16 protein-coding genes are annotated in these 21,136 nt (G+C 55.8%); 3 read left to right on the top strand and 13 right to left on the bottom strand.

Features of this window, described 5'->3' with window-relative positions; translation table 11 throughout:
- Positions 1 to 21 precede the first annotated feature (21 nt).
- The 13 genes from ACXIQ9_RS04450 to recN all read right to left on the bottom strand — a co-directional run bounded on the left by ACXIQ9_RS04450 (position 22) and on the right by recN (position 17,263).
- The gene (locus tag ACXIQ9_RS04450) at positions 22 to 591 is read right to left on the bottom strand and encodes a D-glycero-alpha-D-manno-heptose-1,7-bisphosphate 7-phosphatase (protein ID WP_459015879.1); all 570 of its coding nucleotides are present in this window, start codon (positions 589 to 591) and stop codon (positions 22 to 24) included.
- Complete coding sequence (locus tag ACXIQ9_RS04445) at positions 588 to 1,280, bottom strand: nucleotidyltransferase family protein (protein WP_459015878.1); 693 nt, start codon at positions 1,278 to 1,280, stop codon at positions 588 to 590. Before ACXIQ9_RS04445 ends, ACXIQ9_RS04450 begins: the two co-directional genes overlap by 4 nt.
- On the bottom strand, positions 1,277 to 1,882 hold the full coding sequence (locus ACXIQ9_RS04440) for a D-sedoheptulose-7-phosphate isomerase (RefSeq protein ID WP_459015877.1): 606 nt from the start codon (positions 1,880 to 1,882) through the stop codon (positions 1,277 to 1,279). Before ACXIQ9_RS04440 ends, ACXIQ9_RS04445 begins: the two co-directional genes overlap by 4 nt.
- Complete coding sequence (locus ACXIQ9_RS04435; protein ID WP_459015876.1) at positions 1,879 to 3,627, bottom strand: thiamine pyrophosphate-binding protein; 1,749 nt, start codon at positions 3,625 to 3,627, stop codon at positions 1,879 to 1,881. Before ACXIQ9_RS04435 ends, ACXIQ9_RS04440 begins: the two co-directional genes overlap by 4 nt.
- A gap of 40 nt (positions 3,628 to 3,667) precedes the next feature.
- Positions 3,668 to 4,711: an FkbM family methyltransferase gene (locus ACXIQ9_RS04430; RefSeq protein ID WP_459015875.1), complete on the bottom strand. Its 1,044-nt coding sequence runs from the start codon at positions 4,709 to 4,711 to the stop codon at positions 3,668 to 3,670.
- Positions 4,712 to 4,945: 234 nt separating this feature from the next.
- Positions 4,946 to 6,883: an N-acetylneuraminate synthase family protein gene (locus ACXIQ9_RS04425; RefSeq protein WP_459015874.1), complete on the bottom strand. Its 1,938-nt coding sequence runs from the start codon at positions 6,881 to 6,883 to the stop codon at positions 4,946 to 4,948.
- 7 nt (positions 6,884 to 6,890) lie between these two features.
- Positions 6,891 to 8,255, bottom strand: coding sequence for a GHMP family kinase ATP-binding protein (locus ACXIQ9_RS04420; protein ID WP_459015873.1), 1,365 nt, complete (start codon positions 8,253 to 8,255; stop codon positions 6,891 to 6,893).
- Positions 8,256 to 8,272: 17 nt separating this feature from the next.
- Positions 8,273 to 9,778 (bottom strand): lipopolysaccharide biosynthesis protein RfbH, encoded by a 1,506-nt coding sequence (gene rfbH / locus ACXIQ9_RS04415; protein ID WP_459015872.1) that lies wholly within the window; start codon positions 9,776 to 9,778, stop codon positions 8,273 to 8,275.
- Positions 9,775 to 10,854, bottom strand: coding sequence for a CDP-glucose 4,6-dehydratase (gene rfbG, locus ACXIQ9_RS04410; protein WP_459015871.1), 1,080 nt, complete (start codon positions 10,852 to 10,854; stop codon positions 9,775 to 9,777). Before rfbG ends, rfbH begins: the two co-directional genes overlap by 4 nt.
- Positions 10,854 to 11,621, bottom strand: a complete 768-nt coding sequence (rfbF, locus tag ACXIQ9_RS04405) for a glucose-1-phosphate cytidylyltransferase (protein ID WP_459015870.1) — start codon at positions 11,619 to 11,621, stop codon at positions 10,854 to 10,856. Before rfbF ends, rfbG begins: the two co-directional genes overlap by 1 nt.
- 42 nt (positions 11,622 to 11,663) lie before the next feature.
- Positions 11,664 to 14,630 (bottom strand): excinuclease ABC subunit UvrA, encoded by a 2,967-nt coding sequence (uvrA, locus tag ACXIQ9_RS04400; protein WP_459015869.1) that lies wholly within the window; start codon positions 14,628 to 14,630, stop codon positions 11,664 to 11,666.
- A 61-nt stretch (positions 14,631 to 14,691) separates the two neighbouring features.
- Positions 14,692 to 15,474 (bottom strand): glycosyltransferase, encoded by a 783-nt coding sequence (locus tag ACXIQ9_RS04395; RefSeq protein WP_459015868.1) that lies wholly within the window; start codon positions 15,472 to 15,474, stop codon positions 14,692 to 14,694.
- Positions 15,475 to 15,589: 115 nt separating this feature from the next.
- Complete coding sequence (recN, locus tag ACXIQ9_RS04390) at positions 15,590 to 17,263, bottom strand: DNA repair protein RecN (protein WP_459015867.1); 1,674 nt, start codon at positions 17,261 to 17,263, stop codon at positions 15,590 to 15,592.
- A gap of 103 nt (positions 17,264 to 17,366) precedes the next feature.
- Between recN and ACXIQ9_RS04385 the strand changes: the two genes are divergently transcribed.
- The 3 genes from ACXIQ9_RS04385 to thrC all read left to right on the top strand — a co-directional run bounded on the left by ACXIQ9_RS04385 (position 17,367) and on the right by thrC (position 21,022).
- Positions 17,367 to 19,286, top strand: coding sequence for an ABC1 kinase family protein (locus ACXIQ9_RS04385; protein WP_459016090.1), 1,920 nt, complete (start codon positions 17,367 to 17,369; stop codon positions 19,284 to 19,286).
- A 25-nt stretch (positions 19,287 to 19,311) separates the two neighbouring features.
- Positions 19,312 to 19,884: an alpha/beta hydrolase gene (locus ACXIQ9_RS04380; protein WP_459015866.1), complete on the top strand. Its 573-nt coding sequence runs from the start codon at positions 19,312 to 19,314 to the stop codon at positions 19,882 to 19,884.
- Positions 19,885 to 19,963: 79 nt separating this feature from the next.
- On the top strand, positions 19,964 to 21,022 hold the full coding sequence (thrC, locus tag ACXIQ9_RS04375; RefSeq protein WP_459016089.1) for a threonine synthase: 1,059 nt from the start codon (positions 19,964 to 19,966) through the stop codon (positions 21,020 to 21,022).
- Positions 21,023 to 21,136: the final 114 nt, after the last annotated feature.

Raw genomic sequence — 21,136 nt, 5'->3', positions numbered from 1 at the left:
TGCTGGTTGGAATTTTGGACTCTAGTGGGAGCGGATGAGACGAAGTAACTCTTTGTCGGATAAGTCTGAAATCGCCGAGACTGAATCGATAAGATAAGCGCTTTCCAAGGAGTTCTGCGTATTGTTAAACAGGAAGAGGTTCGTAATGCCAGCACGATGTGCTGCCAACAAATCGGAGATATTATCACCAATCATGATTGAATGAGGCACTAGAATATCAAAGTCAGCCGTGGCTTGAAAGAATAAACCAGGCTGAGGCTTGCGACATTGACAGGTCATCGTATTGGGACCTGTCCCTTCAGTCGGATGGTGGGGGCAATGATAAACAGCAGTGATTAGAGCACCTTCAGCATTAAAGGTTTCAAGCATCCATTGTGTTAAATGAGAAAATGTTTCTTGTGTATAGTAGCCACGAGCAATGCCTGACTGGTTGGTGACAACAATGACCTGGTAATTGTACTGATTGGCAGTGCGTACCAGCTGAAAGATGCCAGGAACGAAATGAAATCGCTCTCGTTCGTGCACGTGGCCATAATCAACATTTATAACCCCATCACGGTCTAGAAAGAGGGCAGGCCTCTGATGAGTCATTGCCAAAGAGCGACCTCGTGACGGGCACGCTTGAGATCTTCAGGAATACCCATATCTATAAAGTAGCCATCGGTAATTAAGCCGTATATGACCATGCGGGGGAGATGCTTCATCATAACATGATGCTCAAAGCTAAAGACATCGTCAGGAATGCCTGTAAGAAGATCACTTCGAAGCCAAAACAGACCCGCATTAATGAATCCGGGTCCACTTTTGCCCTTTTCGTTGAACGAAGTGACTCGTCCACTAGGGAGAAGGTTAACGCGGCCATAGCGAGCGACATTAGGCACATGCTTGAGTGTCAAGACGACATCAGCCTGGGAACGGTGTGCAAACGCCTGAATCTGCCGCAGGTTGGCCTCGACAAAGGTGTCGCCGTTGGTGACTAGCGCTTCCGACCAATCCATGGTCGTGAGAGCTCGGCGGATTGCCCCACCAGTGCCAAGCGGCGTGTCTTCAACGGAATATGTGAGGGGCAAGCCTTTCCAGCTTTCTCCAAGAGTTGAGTGTATCTTTTGCCATTGAAAGCTCACGGCCAAGCAAACGTGGCGGACGCCGTTGCTTTGAAGTCGTTCAAGAACATGGGTAACGAAGGGCTGGCCAGCCACATCAAGCAAAGGCTTTGGTGTGTCCTTTGTGAGCTCTCCCAAGCGTGTGCCCAAACCGCCACAGAGCACAACTGCGTTCATAATGAGTTGTCCTCCTTCCCAAACAGCTCCTGTTCAATCCAGGCACACAGGGTGTGCTCAAGCACTAGATGAGATTCCTGAATGCGAGGAGTGGAGTCTGAAGGCACACAAATACAAGTGTCGCAAAGTGAGTTCATTTTTCCACCCGTACGACCCGTCAAACCAATCGTGGTGAGACCTTGCTCGTTGGCCTGTTGTAGTGCGTAAAGGACATTTTGAGAATTGCCACTAGTAGAAATCGCAATAAATACATCTCCTGATACACCCAGAGCCTGAATCTGACGCGAAAAGAGACTATTATAACCATAGTCATTGCCAACGGCTGTCATGATTGAGGTATCGGTCGTGAGTGCAATTGCAGCAAGTGCCGGACGTTCGAAAGAAAAACGACTGACCAACTCGCCTGCAAAATGCTGAGCATCTGCAGCACTTCCTCCGTTCCCAGCAATGAGAATCTTCAGGCCCCCACGAAGGGCGTTTATGCAGTGACTTGCCGCTAGATACAAGGCATCACAGATGGTGACATCATCAAGCAGTGCGTTCATGGAAGCTGCACTGTCGGCAACAGTTTCGACTAAAAAGTCATGAAAGGCGGTTTTCATCTCCAGGAGACTTCTTCGAGAGGGGTGGAATAGGGGATACCATTGTCATCAAATATGGTTGAGATGGCAGGACCTCGATAATCGTCATCGTCCAGAAAAACATCTATGAAAACCCTCGAGGAACTACAGATTTCATTAATGGAGTTTTCTAGCTGTGCATGGGTAGAACATGGCATATATCGCAGTCCCGAAATCTCAGCCAAAGAAGCAAAGTCCATTGAAGCGAGTCCTGAATCCGGGCCGGCTCCAAAGTTGCGTTTAAATGCCCGTGACTGACTCACACGAATAGATGTGTAACCATTATTGTTAAGGACGATAATTGCTATGGCCAGCTGTGGATTGGCGCGAATAGTAAGGAGTTCTTGGACGTTCAGCAGAAGTCCGCCGTCACAGTCAACGCAGACTACACAGGTTTGCAGCCGAGCACTTGCACCTATAGCCGAAGGAATGGCCAAGCCCATGCTGCCGAGAACGTGGCCAGCCCAAGAAAATCGGGAATTCTTTAATGCTTTGTAAAAGCGAGCAAAGCCTTCAATTGCATAACCTGCAGCTGTTGGGACTATATATCTGGCCGCGTTGCAGCCACTTGTTAAGTTGGCGACATGATAGATACTTAGCTTCTTGTCTGCAAACTCACGATCTTCTGCTTTTTGGTTCTCAGCTTGCCAAGCGCGGCATTGTGTCAGCCACTTGTGTAATATATTCTGAGGAGGTGGTACTGCGTGACAAAGATCTCTCGCTACAACACGAACATCTTGAGCGATGGGTTGAATGCTCGGAATGTGGGCATACTTTGACCTCTCATTTGGGTCTAACTCAACGACAAAGCGGCGAGCGTTCTTTCCATAGTTTTCAGGACTAAAGCCTGTTGTGAGCAAATCCAAACGGGTGCCAAGAAAGATGATTAAATCAGCGGCCTGCAAAATACGATTGGAATGCACTCCCGCCAAGCCACCTGCACAACCAAAGCATAGGGGGTGTGAATACTCTAAAAGATCTATACTTGCCCATGTAAGAAGGATCGGACATCCAAGTCGATTTACAAGGGTATCGATAGTATCCTGCGGAACGGATGCAATCTTGAGACCGTTCCCAAGCACGAGTACAGGGCGCTGAGATGAAGCTAATGCGTTGAGAACATCAGGCGATAAGGTATCTTGATGGTCAATTTCTGAACCAAGGATTAAGTGATACGCTGCGACCACTTCATTAACATCGGAAACAGTCTTTAAGTCCTGAGCCTGCACGTCTAGCGGAATATCAATGTGAACAGGGCCTTTGCGCCCTGTCATGGCTAATGCTAGGTTTTGGGCGAGACTTTGATTATCTACTTCACTGGGATTATATGTAAAAGTAAGCTTGGTAATCGGCCGAAGCAATTCAGCATGTGGCACCTCTTGCGGCCCATAGCTACGCACACTATAACGATTTAGGTAGTCAGACTTTATCTGACCGGACAACAAAATGATAGGTACTGAATCGAAAAAGGCGGAAGCAACGGCTGTTATTGTATTTGTAACCCCAGGACCTGATGTGACGATGGCAAGACCTGGAAGAGAGAAGTCCGCTGCCTTTGCATATCCATCAGCCGCAGATACTACCGCTTGCTCATGGTTGCAGTAAATGATGTCGAGTTGTGAGGATGCTGCACTGTTCAAGTGCATTGACATCCCGCCAACAAGCGAGAATCCCTGCTGAATACCAAGGCCTCGGAGTACAGAGATAAGAAATTCAGCAACCTTCATATCTGAGATGCAGGATGGTTAATGGGTACTTTGGTTAGACTCAGTCATAGCTTTTGCGTGCATAAAGCACAGTCCCAAAGCCATTGTGCTCATGAGTTCTTAAATAAAAGCGATAGCCTAGATTCCAGTCATCTAGCAGTTTAGGGATTGATATTAGATCTTCCGGGCGATGATAAACCGATACACACAGGTCTGGACGGCAACGAGTAATAAGCCTGCGCATGCCGAGAAGCGCATGCCGCTCAGCTCCCTCAACGTCAAACTTTACGACTGTAGGACAATATGATTTTGCGATGTCATCTACTGACACACACTGAATAACGCTTTCACCGCTCGGATCAATCAGACTACCGTGACCATTACCTGCTTGAAAGTGAAGAAGCTCTGTACGACTAGAAACTCCTAAAGGAAGAATAGTTATATTATCGCAAGCAAATTTACGATTGGCGAGTCTTTCAAAGTTTGTCGCATCTGGCTCAAACGCAAAGTAGCTGGCTACCGAGTATTCCCTTGCAAACTGTGTGAAGGCGTCACCAACGCAAGCCCCGCAGTCAAGCAGGTGAACAGGATCATTGTATCGATGCAAATCGTTAGGGGTGTAGACATCAGAGCTGCTTGGTGCAGGGCAATCCGATATCTCGCCAGTTTCGCGATACCGCCGAAGCGCAGAAAAGATGGATACGCTCCTCGCGTCGGCGAGAGACTTGGTCATCCAGCCTGCATCATCGTCGGAGATCCGAAATCCTGGGGATGCTGTATCGAGCCAATATGGTTGGTACAGGCTTAGCGAAAGACCGAAATGATGAGCGTTGACCAAAGAAATAGGAGTTGATCCTATACTTTTGAGATTCGAATAGATCTCACGAATATCTACGTAGCCATTGTGTAAAGCTATCAGGCATCGAGAACCCCGCACAACAGTCTGCGCATCGGGATCCTCAAGGGTTCGCACTGGAATATCGCGATAGGTACTAGCTGAGGGGGAGCGATCGAATATCATGCCGACTTGCTCCCCTTGTGCTATCAACTGATCTATAACATCACGCCCTCTATTTCCAAATCCGTATACAGTTAAGTTAGCCACAGTTGAGGTTGGGGTTGAGGTTGAGGTTGAGGAATTGCTTATGATAAATAGATTTGAATGGTAGCACCGTTCTTGCAGCCTAACTAATTGTAGCATGGTTAGGCTTGCTTCTTTGTGATGCTAGCGGGCCCATGGAGAGAGGGCTGCATACAAGTAGGCGCAATAAAAAGGATAGCCTTTAGAGCTCTTAAAGAGTGATTTATGCTTTTTATATCAACTAGTGTCGCATGTCAGTTACTCGCCGATCAATTGTTCGTCGAATGTGATGGAAGACAGAATATTTAGTGCCTGCCAGAAGCCAGCCCCGTGATCCTTATGCCCTTGCCACACTTCCGGAATAAAGCTAGCACCAGGTTGCTTGCAAATTGATTTCCAGGTGGGTGGCCAGCAGATATCTCCAGTACCCATTACAACTCCTTCGCCATTAGTGCCAGAAGCATCGGAGACATGAAGGTGAGCTGTTAGAGGTAGTAAAGTTTCCAAGGCGGTAGCAAAATCAAGCTTAAAATGATTACAAGTCATCTTTAAGTGCGCAAGGTCTAGGCATAGCCTGAATCCATGCTTGCTTGCCTGTTCAGATAATTCCTGTGGCATCATAAATATATTTTGATATCTTTGACCGCCGAAATGCCAGGGGAAAGGAGCCATGTTCTGAGGGATCAACTCGGTATCTCCCCATTTGATCAGCTGGCAAGATTCATGAAAGCGTTGATACATTAGCTGTCGGTGATCCTTAGGTAAAGGTTCGTCTGCCGAAAATCCACCGATATTCGCAACAATAAGATGAGAATCAGCTTTTGGGAAGAATCGAGCAATGTCATGAGTAGCATCCACCACCCGCTGTAGATTGTCGATCGAGCGCTGACGATAAGCCGGATCATCACTGACTAGATCGAGTAGCTCACTGTTTTCAAACAGTTCTGGTGCATGAACCACGAGGCGGGTGCAAGCTGTTTCCTGAAGAAAGAGCTCGGGAGAAATGGCAAGATCCCGGTAGGAAAGATGGAATTCATACAGATCAGGCTTAACCATCATCGCGAAGTCCGCAAAGTCGTGATAACGAACTGGAATTCCCCATCGGATCGGAAAACTGTAGTCATATTGTGCTGGACCAAGTCCACTGATGTCACTCTCATAGAGAAACTCTCCCTCTTCTATAACTCTCATAGCTGTTTTTCCGATCAACTCCCGCAGTCGATAGGGAGGCAATCCTTGTCCAGGACTGGCAACCAGGAAGCTACTCTCGGTAAAGATTTGACCCTTGCTGATCTGCCGTGCAGCCACCACACTCTTGGCCAGATTCTCTCTGTTAAGCAGCTCTCCCTGGCTTACATGTCTCCCTGGCCCCTCCCATAGTAAAGCTCTTTGTACAGAGCGGACACCGCTGACCAACTCCTGAAATTCAGCTGGTTCTAAGCTTGCGAGGTGATCGGGACCCTCTAGAGAGCGATCAAGTGTGATGTGCCGCTCGACGATAGTGGCCCCCATCGCGACGGCAGCCAGGCTGATCGCAATGCCACGCTCATGGCCGGAATAACCAATCACGCCATGTAGTTCTTTCAAACGACGGATATAAGGCAGCTGGATGTCCGTTTCTGGTGCTGGGTAAGTGCTGTTGCAGTGCAGCAGCGCGAAGGGTACGGATAGTCGATTCAACTGATCGATCGCTAGAAGGATTTCGTTCTCAAAGGACATGCCTGTTGAGAGAATCAGAGGAACCCCAAGCTTCGCGGCCTTGGCAATGAGGTAAGGATTGCACAAATCCGCAGAAGCGAGCTTTAATGCTGGGACATCCATCGTGGCGAGCACATCCAAACTACATTCATCCCATGGTGTACAAATATAGAGAATCCCGCGTTGGTCGCAGTACCTGCGAAGTTCCCTATGTTCTGCCAGAGTGAGCTCAAATTTGTTAAGCAGGTCTTGGATATACTCAGCACCAAGATCTTCTGTCATTTTTCCTTCGGCCCGCCGACGGTACAGAGCCTGTCGGTTGCGTAATTGAAACTTAACGCAATCAGCTCCTGCCTCGATAGAGGCTTCCACCAACTGTTTTGCCATGTCTAAATCGCCCTGATGATTGTTGCCAATCTCCGCGATCACAAAAACATCGGGCCCGCCAACTACAAAATCATCAATCAAAAATGTGCTAGTGGGGTCTTGAGTGGTCATAGCTGTTCTAATGAACTTTAGTTCGCCAGGATGTGACACCATTGGCGTCAAATCGGAAGAATGAAATATGGCAGTCTAGTTCGCGAAGTTTCTGAATCACCTGCTTGCGGCACTGCGGTTGGACAAAGAACATAAAGAATCCACCACCACCTGCCCCCATGAGTTTGCCTCCAAGCGCACCCGCATTGATCGCACCACGGTAGATAGCATCAATACGCTGGTTACTGATTAATGGGGAAAGATTGCGCTTGATCTGCCAAGCCTCATTGAGGCTACGGCCGAAGTCCATAAGTTCACCTCGTATGAGATGCTTGTGCATACGCCTACAGAGGCAAACCATCTGCTCAACAGCGAGGGTCTTTTGATCCTGAGAAAAAGATTCGCGCTGCTTCAAATGCAGAGATCCCGAGTCGTGCTGAATTTTGCTGTCACAGAGGATCAGGCTTTCTTCCAACTCATTGAGAGTGGCATCCTCAAGGCGCAGGGCGTGGACAAAATTCTTGCCGTTGCCCAATTCGATGAGGTTTAACCCCCCAAAAACCGATGCGTATTGATCCTGCCAGCCTCCAGCTACGCCAAAACAGAGACGTTCAGCCTGAAAGGCTAACTCGGCGATATCGTAATTATTCCAGCGATCGAGCCGCATCTCATTAAAAGCTGCAACGACCGCTGTGGCTACCGCAGAGGATCCGCCTAAGCCAGAACCAACCGGAAAATCCGAACGCACATATAAATCTAAACCGTAGGAAGGTTTGACGACTGAAACCACAGAACTAAGGAGGCTCTTCTGTCTTGTCTGCTGTAATTCCAGCAGACTTTCGAACTCTTCATCGGTGGCGAGGTCTTCGGAATGGATTTTGATCTTCTTGTCGGCCCTTGGCATCAACGTGGCATGACTATAGAGGGCTAATGTGGTGCTCAACACAGCACCTGGGCTGTCTACAAAAAAGTAAGTAAGGTCAGAACCGCCACCGGCAAAGCTGATACGCACCGGGGCCCTGGCACGAGCGAAAACAGGCGCCTCGGGTGTGGCGAGATCAACATCGGGCGTAATCAAATCAAGAAGTTTGCCCTCTTTAGTAAGGCGAGGGATGACATGAAAACCCAGATCAAACAGCTTTAGGATTTCCTCTCTGCTCGCATCAGCATTCACACTGCGGTACGAGCTGTTCATACACGCCAAAACCGAATCACTAGCGGCGCCACCAGACAAAAGGTGCCTGCGCAGGTCGCCGTTTGTAATCAACCCCTCAAGATGATATTGATCATCTACAACAAAGGCAATATGGAAACCAGTCGCCTCCAGCCTTTCAATAGCCTCGAAGACGGTATTATTCGAGGTGAGGATAATTTTGTCGAAGTTCTTGTTCATCCCGGGCCTTATTATTGCTAGGAAGACTGCTGGGCACGCATCACAAAGCTCCGAATCTTATGGCATTCACTCTCTAACATTGGTTGGGTCAATCCTGGATAGGTCCCGATAAAGATCGTGTTGTTCATTATGGCATCAGAGGCTGTCATCTCACCCACCACCCTCATAGATTCGGGACGCTCCTGACGCAGCTGAACGAAAGCCGGCTGCCGCAAGAGGTTGCCGCCAAAGAACATACGGTTTCCGATCTGGTGTCGGTCAAGTTCCTGGGCCAGCCCAGTGCGACTGAAGGATGCACAAGGCTTCACAGCAATCTTGAAGCCAAACCAAGAGCAAACACTGCGACAGCCAGACCCATCCCATGAGAAGCCTTGCTCTGGGTCCCAGCCACTGGCATGAGTAGGCAAGCAAAAATCGAGAACATCATCTAGAGCACCCAGTCCTTGTCGCAGAATTTCCCAGTTCTGCTTACGTGCCTCTATGAATTCCGGTAATCGCTGGAGCTGCACTCGACCGATCGCAGCCTGAGGATCTAGTGGTTTGAGGTTGTAGCCAAGGTGGCTGTAGGTGTACTTGTGGTCGTACCCAGTTGGCAGTTCTCCCAGTTGCCAACCGAAGCGCTTACCGCATGTATTATCGATGCCACTAGGGCACCAGCAGTCACGTCCCCAGTCGCGAAAGCTCTCGGCGATCACCTTGAGCTTGGCGTCGCGCACTATGTTCACCGAGCCACCCTCACCCATCGTGAGGTGGTGAGGCGGGTAGAAGCTCTGGGTGCTTAGATCTCCCCAGGTGCCGGTCCAGCGAACAACTCGATCGGGGCCCTCATCGAGACCTGGACTGTTGTCCGTAAAGCCCAGGCTTTCGGCCAGCTCTCGAGGCATTGAATAGCTGCAACCTAGTGCGTCGCAGTTATCTTCCACCAACCAAAGATTATACTTACGGCAGAAGGCCAGTGTGGCCGCCAGATCGAAGGGGTTGCCAAGGGCGTGAGCCATCATCACGGCCTTGGTTTTCCCTGGACAGTAGGCCAGCTCTAGCTCATCACAACGGGCGTTGGCCGTCACCGGATCAACGTCGATAAAGACCGGTACGGCCCCCACCTGAAGAATGGGGGCCACTGTGGTTGGAAAGCTGGCGGCCACCGTTATTACCTCATCACCCGGCTTAATGCGTTTCTCGTCTGGCAGCTTTGGTGAGGTGAGCGTTGATATGGCGATCAAGTTGGCACTTGAACCAGAATTCACCAACAAGCTGTGACGTACCCCCAAAAAGCCGGCCAGTTCCTGCTGAAAGGCATCGCCCTGATTGCCGAGCGTGAGCCAGAAATCAAGTGTGCTCGCAACAGCCGCCTCCACCTCGTCTTCTGTGAAAACGCGTCCGGCATAAGGAATCGGGTCTCCCTCTCGCCATGGCAAACGTTCTGGGTCTGCAGCAGGACGAAAACTGGCATGCACCTGTCGCGAATACTGCCTCGTGAGCTGCAAGATCTGGACTTTGAGCTGCTCCGGTGTACTCGTCATGCTGCCAGCGCTGCTTGATAGGCCTGTAAGTCCACCAAGCTACGGGAGAAAGGATCTGCACCGTCGTGAACATCTTTGTACCAGCGCACCGTGCGCTCCAGAGTCTCATCGAAATCCCACCTAGGCCGCCAGCCCAGCTGGTGATGCGCTTTATCGATTTGGAGGTGCAACAAGCCAGCTTCATGTGGAGCACTCGCATCATGAGCGTCAACCCAGGTTCCATTCCAATGCTGGAGCATGGTCTGCACTAGGTCGGCGACGGAACGGTTGCTGTTGAGCGTGGGACCAAAGTTGAAGGCATCGCAGGGTGGCTGACTCTGATTCAGCATCTGTTGCGCCAGCAGGAGGTATCCGTTCAGTGGTTCGAGCACGTGCTGCCAAGGGCGGGTGGCAGTAGGGTTGCGCACGGGGATTGGCTGCCGAGCTGCGAGGGCGCGCATGGCATCTGGCACGATCCGATCGGTTGCCCAATCGCCGCCACCGATAACATTGCCAGCCCGAGCTGTGGCGATGCGCAGGTTCGGGGTTTGGTGAGTTCCGTCACCGCAGAAGCTCTCTCTCCAACTAGCAATCGCCAGTTCAGCTGCTGCCTTGCTAGCGCTGTAAGGGTCGTGCCCACCCAGGCGATCGGTTTCCCGGTAGCCATAAGGGCATTCACGGTTCGCATACACCTTGTCCGTGGTGACCATCACCACGGCACAGAGATGATTCAGCGATTTCAAAGCCTCCAACAAGTGAAGACTCCCCTGCACATTGGTAGCCCAGGTGCCGAGTGGGTCGCGGTAACTGCGGCGCACCAGGGGCTGTGCTGCGAGATGCAACACCACGTCTGGTTGGCAGCTTTGGGCAATCTCAACCAACGCGAGTGGATCGCGAATGTCAGCGATGTGATGTCGCTCCAGACGCCTCTCCAGCTCCAGCTTGCCAAAAAGGTTAGGAGTCGTATCTGGCTCGAGCCCAACACCGGTTATATGAGCACCAAGCTCTCTAAGCCAAAGTGCCAACCAGCTGCCTTTAAAACCGGTATGACCGGTTAAGAGCACCCGCTTACCAGCCCAGAACTTTTGATCTGCCATCAGCCCCATACCTTCCAGGGAGCCCCGCCAACAGCCCAAAGCTCTTCCAAACGCTGTCGGTCGCGCAGAGTATCCATCGGTTGCCAGAAGCCATGGTGTAAGTAGGCACTTAGCTGGCCAGTATTGGCCAGAGTATTAAGAGGCTGCTGCTCCCAGGTACAGCTGTCCCCATCAATCAGATCAAGCACCGAAGGCTCCAGCACGAAATAGCCACCATTGATCCAGCCTCCATCACCATCTGGTTTCTCATGGAATTGCCGCACCTGGTGGCCATCGATCTTTAAAATTCCGTATCGGCCGGGCGGCTGAACAGCCGTTAGAGTTGCCTGCAGGCCTTGCTCTTGGTGGTGAGCCACAAGTGATTTTATGTCTACATCCGCCACGCCATCGCCGTAGGTGAAGCAAAAGGTGTCGTCGAGGTAATCCCGAACCCTTGCTAAACGACCACCAGTTAGCGTGGACTCGCCTGTATCAACCAACGTAACCTTCCACGGCTCGGCATTCTGCTTATGAATCTCCATGCTGTTGAGATCCATATGAAAGGTAACATCACTAGTATGCAGAAAGTAATTAGCAAAATATTCCTTGATCATGTAACCCTTGTAGCCACAGCAGATAACAAATTCATTAATGCCGTGATAGCTGTACGTCTTTAGGATGTGCCACAGCATTGGCTTACCGCCAACCTCAACCATGGGCTTAGGCCGTAGATGAGTCTCTTCGGCGAGCCGCGTTCCAAGGCCGCCAGCCAAAATTACTGCCTTCATAAAAACCAATGCATCTCGGTTAATATATGGGAATCAACGGATTCATGCCGCCACAGGCTGCGGCGGATGCTGCTCCAACACCTGCTTGAGATAGCGCCCCGTATGGGAGACTAGATGGGCTGCGACCGTTTCAGGGGTGCCCGTCACCACAATCTTCCCGCCTTTGTCGCCACCTTCTGGACCGAGATCAATAATCCAGTCGGAGCAGCGAATCACGTCCAGATTGTGCTCAATCACGAGCACGGAATTACCTTTATCGACCAATCTCTGAATGACATCCATCAGCTTGTGGACGTCGTAGAAGCTGAGGCCAGTGGTGGGTTCGTCGATCAGATAAAGCGTTTTGCCGGTGGCGCGTTTGGAGAGCTCGGTGGCAAGCTTCACCCGCTGGGCTTCACCGCCTGAGAGGGTGGGCGCCGGCTGGCCAAGCTTCACATAACCAAGGCCCACATCAACCAGAGTGCGCAACCGATCGGCCGCCTGAGGAATTGCTGAAAACACCTCACAGGCCTGCTCCACCGTCATCTGCAGCACATCCGCGATGGTTTGGCCCTTGTATTTCACCTGCAACGTCTCGCGGTTGTAGCGAGCACCCTTGCAGACGTCGCACTGGACATAGACATCAGGCAAGAAGTTCATCTCGATGACATTGACGCCCTGGCCACTGCAGGCTTCGCAGCGACCGCCCTTGACGTTGAAGCTGAACTGACCAACGGCATAGCCGCGAGCCTTGGCCTCGACGGTCGCCGCAAAGACCTGACGGATCGGATCAAACGCTCCGGTGTAGGTCGCTGGGTTGGAGCGAGGCGTGCGGCCTATCGGTGACTGGTCAATCACGATCACCTTGTCAATCGCCTTGATGCCCTTGAGGTCCTCGACCCCAGCCGGGAAGGGGACTTTCATGCCGAGCTTGTGCTCCAGCGCGGGGTGCAGGAGCTCATTCACCATCGTGCTCTTGCCGCTGCCGCTCACGCCGGTCACGCAAACCAGACGGCCCAAGGGAAACTCCACGTCAAAACCGCTGAGGTTGTTGCGCGCACAACCCACGAGGGTGAGCTTGCGGGATCCACTGGCGCGGCGCTCAGCCGGGGTCGGAATAGCCCGCCGACCACTGAGGTAAGCCCCTGTCAACGACTCCTCAGCAGCGAGCAGGGTCTCGAAGTCGCCCTCAGCAACGATCTTGCCGCCGTGGACCCCAGCGCCGGGGCCGATGTCGACGATGTAATCGGCTGCGCGAATCGTGTCCTCGTCGTGCTCCACCACGATCAAGGTGTTGCCCAAATCCCTGAGCTTCACAAGGGTGTTGAGCAGCCGGTCGTTGTCGCGCTGGTGCAAACCGATGCTTGGCTCATCGAGCACGTAGAGCACACCCGTCAGACCTGCACCGATCTGGGTGGCCAGCCGGATGCGCTGGGCCTCACCACCGGAGAGGGTCATCGCCGGACGATCCAGGCTCAGGTAGTCCAAGCCCACATCCAACAGGAACTTCAGGCGCATGCGGATCTCCCGCAACACCAGGTCGCCGATTTGGATTTGACGGGCGTTGAGCAAGGGTTCGGCCCCTTCGCTCGTACCAACGCCCATCAGCTCTTCAATGCGGCGCAGGCTCTCGCCGACGCTGCTGTTGGTCAGCTCATGGATGCGGTAGGGACCAACCCGAACGGCCAGGGCCTCCGGCTTAAGTCGCAGGCCGTGGCAGGTGGAGCAAGGCACCAACTCCAGATACTTCTCCAGCTTCTGGCGAATGGACTCACCGCTGGCATCACGCAGCTGGCGCTCGAGGATCGGCAGGATCCCTTCGAACGGCCGCAGATAGGTCTGGTTTTTTTTATAGCGGCTGTCGGCCTGAATCGGGATCGGCTCCCTTGAACCATTGAGCAGCACGTCGTGCTGTTCTGTCGTCAGCTCATTCCAGGGGGTCTTGATCTCAAAGCCAAAGGCCTCTCCCACCGAATAGAGCAGAGAGAAGTAATAGGAATTGTCCTTTTCTGCCCAAGGGGCCACCGCCGCATACACCGGCAGCGAAGGATCCGGGATCACCCGCTCTTTGGTGAATTGGCGTAGGTGTCCAATGCCGTGGCAATCCGCGCAAGCGCCATAGGGACTGTTGAAGGAGAACAGCCGCGGCGAGAGCTCCTCCATCACCGCACCGTGAACCGGGCAGGCGAAGTTCTCGGAATAGAGGCGCTCCTTCTCCACCTCGGGCGGAAACTCTTCACCAGACTTCGGCACCACCTCCACCAGGGCCAAGCCATCGCCGCGCTTGAGGGCGGTGCGGAGGGAATCGGTCAGGCGCTCCTGAATGCCCTCGCGGGCCACCAGGCGATCCACCACCACTTCAATGTTGTGGGAGTGGTTCTTGTCGAGCTCGATGTTGTCGGCGAGTTCGCGCACCTCACCGTTGATGCGCACGCGGGCAAAGCCCTCGGCCACTAGGCCGCTCAGCAACTTGACGTGGGTTCCCTTTTTGCCGCGGACGACGGGCGCCAGAAGCTGATAACGGGTCCCCTCCGGCAGGGTGAGGATCTGGTCAACCATCTCGTCGATCGACTGGGGCCGAATCGAGCGATCGCACTCGGGGCAGTGGGGTTCCCCTGCGCGTCCGAACAGCAGACGCAGATAGTCCTGGATCTCCGTGACCGTACCCACCGTGGAACGGGGGTTGTGGCTGGTGGATTTCTGGTCAATCGAGATCGCCGGAGAGAGGCCCTCGATCGCATCCACATCAGGCTTGTCGACCTGCCCGAGGAATTGACGGGCGTAGGCCGACAGGCTCTCGACGTAGCGGCGTTGACCCTCCGCAAAGATCGTGTCGAAGGCCAGGGAGCTCTTACCGCTGCCGCTCACCCCGGTGAAGACCACCAGCTGGTTGCGGGGGATCGTGACGTCGACGTTTTTGAGGTTGTGCTGACGGGCACCCCGCACCCGGATCACATCCTCCAAGGAACCGCCGTTGAGGGCCTGAAGCGCAGCCTTCTCGTTCACGCTTTTGGCGAGGGCGCGGGGCATCCAGGAGGCTCAGCAATGGTGGAGTCTACGGGGGCTGCCTGGTGAGCAAAGACGTCACGGATTAAATCGGCGCAAAAGCAGTCTTGAGCAGGTCCTCGAGCTCCCAGTAGGGCGGTGGCTCCACAGGAATCGCCTGAAGAGCCCGGGGCTGAGCAAACAGTTCGAGCACCTGCTGCTCGAGCTGCTCGACGCTGGAAGCCCAAAACACATCCGGACGTTCGGCGATATGCCGATGCTCGCCAACGAGCCCGGGATCCCCAAACACTACCTGGGGTGATCCCGCTGCCATTACCTCGAAGAAACGGTGGTTGAGGTCGTGGTTGAGGGGCACATTGAGCACCAGGGCGTACTCGGCGTACAGCGCGGCAGCTTGCTCCGGACTGGAGGTGGTGGCGTGGCGGAACGGCACCCTGCCGCGGTTCTGCAGCGCCATCACCAGCTCGCGCCGACGGGGGTGATGCGGCCCAAGGCTGCCCACATGCAACAGCTCGAGACGCGGATTGGCGACACGCGGCGCCGATGGGTAGCGAAAAAACGTGGGCGGCAAGGCGCGCACCGGGATGCTCAACCTCTGGCGCACGGCAGCGAGCAGGGCGGGATTGAAGCTGAGCAACACTGCGTCGTGCGGCTCCGCGTCGAGGTAGGCCGCAAGCACATCCAGAGGCGAGTCGCCATGGTGCAGATCGCCACACACCAACAAACGCGGACCGGGCCACAGGCGAAGCCCACGCAGCGGATGGGAACGCAGCACAAAGGGATCGGTGTAATGAACCAGCACCCCGCCGGGGTCACAACCCCGACTGAGGAGCGCGGCATTCAGGTGATCGATGCCAAGGGCAGTCACCTGAATGCTTCCGGGACCCTCGTGAAGCCGTGGACCGAGCTGGATCAACCCAGGCTGTTGCCAGAGAGGCTGAAAGGTTCCGTAGTGAAACAGACGGACCCGGTGGTGCATTGGGTCACCCTGCCCGCTTCAACAAACTCGCCGCATAGCTCCTGGTCTCACCGAAATCACCACCGGCCAATTCCGCCAGTTCCGCCTGCCGAGCCTGAGTGTCCCGCAGTTGGGACACTCGCGTGTGGGTCATGCCGCCCCGCACCTCCTTCGCCACCTGGAAGTGATGGTCCGCTGCAGCAGCGACTAGGGGCTGGTGGGTGACGCAGAAGACCTGACGCTGTTGAGCCAGGCGCTGCAGCAGCTCCGCCATGGCACCACTGACTCGGCCGCTGACACCGGTATCGATCTCATCGAACAGCAGGGTGACGTGCTGGTCCGCCGCGGCCAGGCAGGTCTTCAGGGCCAAGAGAAAGCGCGACATCTCACCGCCTGAGGCCACCTCCGACAGGGGAGCCAACGGCTGCCCGGGGTTGGCGGAAAAGAGGAACTGCACCGCATCCGCCCCCTCTTCCCCGGGGGCCGCGGGCTCGATACCCACTTGAAAGCGAACGTTGGCCAAACCCATCGGCCGCAGGGCCTGCATCAGCTCTTGTTCCAAGGCCTCAGCGGCAGCGCGGCGAGCCTGGGTCAGCTGGGCGTTGCAGCGATCACGGCGCTGGCGGGCCTGAAGCTCAGACTGTTCCAAGGCCTCGAGGCTGGCTTGAGCGCCCCCAGGCACCAGCTGCTCGCGCAATTGATCACGCCAAGCGATCAGCTCGGCCAGATCCTTGCCATGGCGCTTCTCGAGCGTCTTGAGCAAGGCCATTCGCTCCTGGAGTTGCCCCAGGCTGTCTGGATCGCTTTCCAGGCTCGAGCCATAGCGATCGAGCTCACGGATGAAGTCCTGGAGCTCCGCTAAGCCATCGCCAAAGCGAGCGCTTGCCGCCGACAAGCTGCCATCGAGTTGCTGCATCTGAGCCAACTCGGCCTCACAAGCCGCCAGGTGGTCCAACACTGATGGCGCCTCCTCAGCCCCATCCACCAGCCGTCCCATCAGGGTCATCACCCCTTCCTGCAGACGCACCCCATGGGCGAGACGGTTCTCTTCGTTCTCCAGTTGGCTGCGCTCTGAAGGGTCCTCCAGCTGCGCTGCCTCCAGGTCATCCAAAAGTTGTTGCTGACGATCCATATCGGCCTGCAGCGTCAACCAATCGGCCTTGGCCTGCTCCAGGGCCGCCGAGGCTTGGCGCCAGGAGCGATAGCTCTCCTGAACGGGTGCCGCATGCTGCTGGAGTTCAGCGCCACCAAAACGGTCCAGCCAACGGCGCTGTTGACCAGGCCGAGCCAACTGTTGGGTCTGACCCTGAACCGTCAGGTCCAACAGAAGGGGGCGCAGGGATTGAATCTGTTGACGGTTGACCGCAACGCCATTCAGTCGATGGCGACTGCTGAGGCGATCGTCCTTCTGGCGCCATTCACGGCTCAGCAACAACTCCTCCTCATCGCACTCCAACTCCTGCTCGTTCAACCACTCCAGTAGAGGGGAACTGAGGGAAAAACTGGCTTCGATCACCCCTTTGCTGCTTCCCTGCCGCAACAGCCGCGTCCCCTGCCCTCCAAGTAGGGCATCCAGGGCATCCAAAAGAATGGACTTACCGGCTCCGGTCTCACCGGTGAGCACCGTGAAGCCCTCTCCAAACTCCAGCTGCAGCTCCTCGATCAGAGCAATGTTCTCGAGGCGCAGACCGGTAAGCACGAGCAGCCTGGTGTTGGGCCCGACCGTAGCGGCTGTCTCTTTCGTTTAGAAGGGGGTCATGTCAGAGACCGGCCTCACCCCTGCCGAAGCAGCGGCGGCTGCCATGCAACGCAGCGTGTTCGGTGACGACGCAGAACCGAACACCCCTGCTGAACCCCAACGCGAGGAGCTCTCCGACTTCATCGAGGCCGCTGGCCTACTCGAATACGACCCAGCCGCGATCAGTCGGATCTACGCCGGCGCCCCCCAGCGTTTGATCCGCCGGCTGTGGCAAACGCTCGTTCCCATCGGCCTCTATCTCTTCGGTATCGGCTTCGACTGGCTGACCCGCAGGCTCAAGGATCCCGAGTACGCCCGGGCGCGGGCCAAGGAAGCAGCTGATCTGGTGGCCTCCCTGGGTCCAGCGTTTATCAAGGCCGGTCAGGCCCTCTCCACCCGCCCCGACATCATTCCGCCACTCCTGCTGGAGGAGCTGGCCGGACTGCAAGACCAACTTCCCGGCTTCGATTCGGGCCTAGCGATGGCCTGCATCGAAGAAGACCTCGGTGCTCCGATTTCAGCGATCTATGCCGAGCTGGAACGGGAGCCGATCTCAGCGGCCTCCCTCGGCCAAGTCCACAGGGGTGTTCTGCTCAGCGGCGAGAAGGTGGCCGTCAAGGTTCAGCGCCCAGGACTGAGGGAACAGATCACCCTGGACCTCTACATAGTCCGGAACATCGCGGCCTGGCTGAACACCAACATCGGCCTGATCCGCTCGGACCTCGTGGCCCTGATCGACGAGCTAGGCAAGCGGGTGTTCGAGGAAATGGACTACTGCAACGAGGCGACCAACGCCGAAACGTTCGCAGAGCTCCACGCCCACAACCCCCGCATCGCCGTACCCCGGATCTTCCGCGATGCCACGGCCAGGCGTGTGCTGACGATGGAGTGGATCGACGGGGTGAAACTCACCAACCTTGAGGCCGTGCGCGAACTGGGGATCGACCCGGACGACATGGTCACCGTGGGGGTGAACTGCTCCCTGCAGCAACTGCTGGAGCACGGGTTCTTCCACGCCGATCCCCATCCCGGGAACCTGCTGGCGCTGGCCGATGGTCGCTTGGCCTATCTCGACTTCGGAATGATGAGCGAGGTCAGCCGTGAAAGCCGCACCGGCTTGATCCAAGCGGTGGTCCACCTGGTGAACCGCAATTTCGGAAAGCTGAGCAATGACTTCGTCAGCCTGGGCTTCCTGGCGGAGGATGTGAATCTCGAGCCGATCGTTCCGGCCTTTGAGCAGGTCTTTGGCCAAGCCCTGGAAATGGGCGTCAGCCGGATGGACTTCAAGGCGGTCACGGACGACCTCAGCGGTGTGATGTACCGCTTCCCCTTCCGCGTCCCCCCTTACTACGCACTCATCATTCGCTCCCTGGTGACGCTCGAGGGCATCGCCTTGAGCGTCGATCCTGATTTCAAAATCCTGGGTGCGGCCTACCCCTACTTCGCCCGCCGGCTGATGGAGGACCCGGACCCGCAACTGCGCAACAGCCTCAAGGAAATGCTGTTCGACGGCGACATCTTCCGTTGGCAGCGGCTGGACAACCTGATCAGCAGTGCCGCCAGCGGCAGCCAGTTGGATCTGGAGGGACTGCTCGATCAAGTCCTCGACTTCCTCTTCTCCCCCAAGGCGGGGCTGCTGCGCAACCAACTCGTTGAAGCCGCCGTCGACCAACTCGATGCCCTGGGTTGGCAAACCGCGGTCCGCCTGAGCCAACGCTTGCCTCGAGCCCTGAGGCCACCTGGTCTGCGGGATCGCGTGGCGATCACCGCCAGCGATGTGGAATTGCTCTCCTTGGAGCCCATCCAACGCCTCGTCGCCATCCTCAACCAACTGCCTGGATTCGATCCGCAATTGCTGCTGAAACGGGTCCCAAGGCTGCTGCAGGAAACCGAACTGCGGCGCATGGGGACAGAGATGGCCAAAGGACTGGCGGAACGCAGCATGGTCAGACTCGTGCGCGACGTCCTGGTGAGTCCGGCCTAGGGTCACCGCACTGTTTCGAGGCCCCATGCCGACCTGCAAACGCCAGCGCCTCCTCGCTGCAGCGCTTGGCCTGGGGTTGCTCGGTGGGACGCCAGCACTAGCGGCAGAGAACGTGGTGTTCGTCACCGGCGCCTTCCGGCGTTCGATCCCGGTTGCGGACTTCGAATACTTGTCAGAGACCGATCAGGCCAGGGGTCTGCTCTCGGATCTCCTGAAGTTCACGAAGATGGAGCCCAAGGAGGTCTCCAAGCTGCTGAAGGCGGAGCTCGCGATCCCCTTGGTGCTCACCAGCCGCTTGTTGAACACCCGTCTCGGCGAAGCGATCCTGGCCCGGGTGGCCAAGATCATCTATCCGCTCAAGGCCCCGGGTGCAGGTATCCCCGCCCTGCGAGCCGGTGTCATCAATGCCCTAGTCGCTGGGGACGACAAGCTCAATGCGGTCAGCTTCATGCAGGCCTACCCAGTCGATGAGTTGGAAGTGAGCATCCCAGCGCTCATGAGCGTGCTGGAGAAGGCGAAATCCATCAGCCAGTTGATCTCCTTCTTTTCTGATTCACCGTTAGACGGTTTGAGGGGCGACAACAAGGCTGCCCCGTAGATTCGAGTCCAGAACGTCCCAGTCGACCGTGCCCCTGCTGACTTCCATCCGCCGGCGACTGGGATTGAAGACAGCAACAATGCAGGACTGGCCGGGCCTGATCGAGGGCTACCGCCGCTGGTTGCCCGTCAGCGACAAGACCCCGGTGATCACCCTGCGGGAAGGGTCCACCCCTTTGATCCCTGCCCCCTCGATTGCTGAACGGATCGGCAAGGGGGTCACGGTCTACCTCAAATACGACGGCCTGAACCCCACCGGATCCTTCAAGGACCGGGGCATGACCATGGCCATCTCCAAGGCCAAGGAAGCGGGTTCCGAGGCGGTGATCTGTGCCAGTACAGGCAACACCTCCGCGGCAGCTGCGGCCTATGCCAAGCGCGGTGGCATGCGAGCCTTCGTCTTGATCCCCGATGGCTATGTGGCCCAGGGCAAGCTGGCCCAAGCCCTGCTCTACGGCGCGGAAGTCCTGGCGGTGAAGGGCAACTTTGACCGGGCCCTGGCGATCGTTCGTGAGGTGGCGGACCAATACCCCGTCACGCTGGTGAACTCCCTGAATCCCTACCGACTACAGGGCCAGAAAACCGCGGCCTTCGAGGTGGTGGATGCCCTCGGCGAGGCCCCGGATTGGCTCTGCATCCCCGTCGGCAACGCCGGCAACATCAGCGCCTACTGGATGGGCTTCAACGAGTACAAGGCCGCCGGCCACAGCCGCAAACTGCCGCGGATGATGGGCTTCCAGGCGGCCGGCTCAGCCCCCCTGGTCCTGGGCCACACCGTCGAGCAGCCCGACACCATCGCCACGGCGATTCGAATCGGCAACCCGGTCAATAAGGAGAACGCGCTGAAAGCCCGGGCTGAAAGCAACGGCGATTTCATGGCCGTTACCGACGCCGAAATCATCGAGGCCTACAAGTTGCTCGGCAGTGGCGAAGGCGTCTTCTGCGAGCCCGCCAGCGCCGCCTCCGTTGCCGGTCTAATCAAACGGCGCGACGAGGTCCCTGCAGGCGCGACGGTGGTCTGTGTCCTCACAGGCAATGGCCTGAAGGACCCGACGACCGCGATTGAGCACAACGACTCCAAGTTCCACACCGGACTCGATGCCGACACCGCCAAGGTGGCCCAAGTGATGGGCTTCTGAACCTCTTGAGACCGCTTTGCCCGGCCACAAGCCGGGCTTTTTTGCGTCCAAGAAAGCCAACCAATCCAAAAAGCGACTGCCCACAACCTGTGGAAAGGAGGCTGGAAAAAGCGA

Source organism: Synechococcus sp. LTW-G, assembly GCF_054459035.1.
Note: the sequence above shows the minus strand (reverse complement) of the source record. Positions and strands in the feature narration are given on the sequence as shown.